Genomic DNA, 1977 nt, shown 5'->3' with positions numbered 1-1977 from the left:
CAAAGAAGTTCTTCTGCTTGCTTTTCAGTGATTGTCATGCCTTCGTAAATAAAAGGTTTTCCAGCACTGTTTGTATGTCCATAACCTATTGTCCACACCCCAATGGCATCTTTATAGGCGTTCAAACGCAAACCTTCCCACTGTTTGATAAGTGCTAGTCCTTCTGATGATATTTTTCGCATATGATTCTCCATAAAAAAAGCCCCGCAAAAAGCAGAGCTGGATTAAAAAATTGACATCTTTCCCATTCGGAAAGATAGCTTGTTAAAACTCATGTCGCTTTTTCATTGGAACAAAAGAATGTATTTGACATTATCAATTTTGTAGCATATAAACTACAGATGTTTATTGTTAAAAAAACACACTATTTTACAGAGTGGTTAGACTCATTAAAAGACAAACAAGTGCAAAAGAAAATTGCTGCACGTATTTTCCGCCTTGAATATGGGCTTCTAGGAGACGTGAAATATTTCCGTGGTATTGGTGAGTTAAAAATAAATTATGGACCAGGCTATCGGGTTTATTTTGTAAAACAAGGAAAACAAATCATTTTATTGTTAAATGCTGGTGATAAATCCACACAACAAAAAGATATCGAAAAAGCCCTTCAATTAGTAAAGGAAATGAAACATGGAAATTACTAAATTTGATGTAAGTGAATATTTTAATACGCCTGAAGACTTTAAGATTTTATTAGATGATGCTTTAGAAACCAAAAATAGTGGCTATATTGCACATGTATTAGGTATTATTGCGCGTAAACAAGGAATGACAACTGTTTCTCAAGAGACAGGACTAAATCGCGAGTCTCTTTATCGTTCTTTAAGCGATAAAGGTGATCCACGACTTTCTACTTTTCTTAGTGTTTTGAGTGCTTTAAATTTGCAGATTAGCTTAACGCCTATCCAAAATAATTGTAAGGAACAAGCGGCTTTAGAAGAAGCATCTTGACCACCTTCCCATTTTTGAGAACGGGGAGGGGAGGCATATTTTTTACTTAAGCGGCTTTCACTACAGATCTTTCTAAGACTTGTTTTGCTTCTTTGATTATGGCTTTGTAATGCTTGCTTTCTTCTACCAACGTAAAGGCTTTGACAAGATGCATGTGGAGAGGTCCATAAATGTAAACAGCCTTTTTAGTTGGAGACATTTTATCCCAATCTTTTGGGAAAGCAAAACGTATATCATCATAATCAACAAATTGACTTTTTAGTTTCTTTTCACATTCAATAAAGTAACGACGAGCTTGACGTCCTTTCTCATTGCGCTCAACCATTGAGAGCTCTTTTGCCATATCTAAGGTGAGATGATATTCTTTACTTATAACATTTTTACGTTTCTCATTTTTGAGAAACGTAAAACCATAATCTTGATTTTCCAAAAATCCATATTCTTTAATACGACGTACAATCCAATCTGCAAATTTAGAGTTGACTTCTAAAAACGTATGTAATTCACGTGCGTTAACCGTTTGAACAGTTTCTTGACCAATATTTTGTTCTTTAATTTCTATAAGAGTGTTCATAAGAATTCCTTACTATTTAGATGTTTCTTAATGACACTTTTAAAAAGTGCCGGGTGCTAAGAAACACGGTAGTAAGTCCGTCGTTATGCTTTTCCCAAAAGGGTATTGTATAGCGTAACTACACCCGACAAAGTCATTATATGCGTGTAACATACAATGAGTCAAAGCCTTTAAACGTGCGGAGAAAAGATTGTTTCGGCAATCTATCCGCTATTGGTTTAAGGTGTTTTTGAGGCACCTGATTCGATTATTCATATTGTTACCACATTGTCAAGTAGCTTCTGATAATTTTTTGATATTTTTGCTAATTTGACTTATCTATCTTCTTCATCCATATGGATGACGCCTTCGCCTTCGTCGCATGCGTTTGGTGGAGCGTTTGGATCAAGGGTATCATCCTTGTCTGGTGTTGTGTTTGCAACGTTTCCAGCCGCATCTTCTTGCGCTTTATC

4 protein-coding genes and 1 pseudogene are annotated in these 1977 nt (G+C 35.6%); 2 read left to right on the top strand and 3 right to left on the bottom strand.

Features of this window, described 5'->3' with window-relative positions:
* Positions 1 to 182 (bottom strand): lysozyme (locus ACFIJP_RS08875; protein WP_375627034.1); only part of this gene is annotated, 182 nt, incomplete at its 3' end.
* A 159-nt stretch (positions 183 to 341) separates the two neighbouring features.
* Between ACFIJP_RS08875 and ACFIJP_RS08870 the strand changes: the two genes are divergently transcribed.
* Together ACFIJP_RS08870 and ACFIJP_RS08865 are read left to right on the top strand one after the other, a co-directional pair.
* The gene (locus ACFIJP_RS08870; RefSeq protein ID WP_317994005.1) at positions 342 to 644 is read left to right on the top strand and encodes a type II toxin-antitoxin system RelE/ParE family toxin; all 303 of its coding nucleotides are present in this window, start codon (positions 342 to 344) and stop codon (positions 642 to 644) included.
* Complete coding sequence (locus tag ACFIJP_RS08865) at positions 631 to 951, top strand: addiction module antidote protein (RefSeq protein WP_006589073.1); 321 nt, start codon at positions 631 to 633, stop codon at positions 949 to 951. Before ACFIJP_RS08870 ends, ACFIJP_RS08865 begins: the two co-directional genes overlap by 14 nt.
* 46 nt (positions 952 to 997) lie before the next feature.
* Here the strand turns inward: ACFIJP_RS08865 and ACFIJP_RS08860 are convergent, their stop codons facing one another.
* Together ACFIJP_RS08860 and ACFIJP_RS08855 are read right to left on the bottom strand one after the other, a co-directional pair.
* A complete protein-coding gene (locus ACFIJP_RS08860; protein ID WP_273783424.1) occupies positions 998 to 1525 on the bottom strand; it encodes an antA/AntB antirepressor family protein in 528 nt (175 codons plus the stop codon).
* A 314-nt stretch (positions 1526 to 1839) separates the two neighbouring features.
* Positions 1840 to 1977, bottom strand: a pseudogene (locus tag ACFIJP_RS08855) (late control protein); the annotation flags it as partial.

This window comes from Bartonella sp. MU37NMGALS (assembly GCF_042194015.1).
In the GTDB taxonomy this organism is placed as follows: Bacteria; Pseudomonadota; Alphaproteobacteria; order Rhizobiales; family Rhizobiaceae; genus Bartonella; species Bartonella grahamii.
The sequence above is the reverse complement of the archived record's forward strand: the minus strand, read 5'-3'. Positions and strand labels throughout refer to the sequence as shown.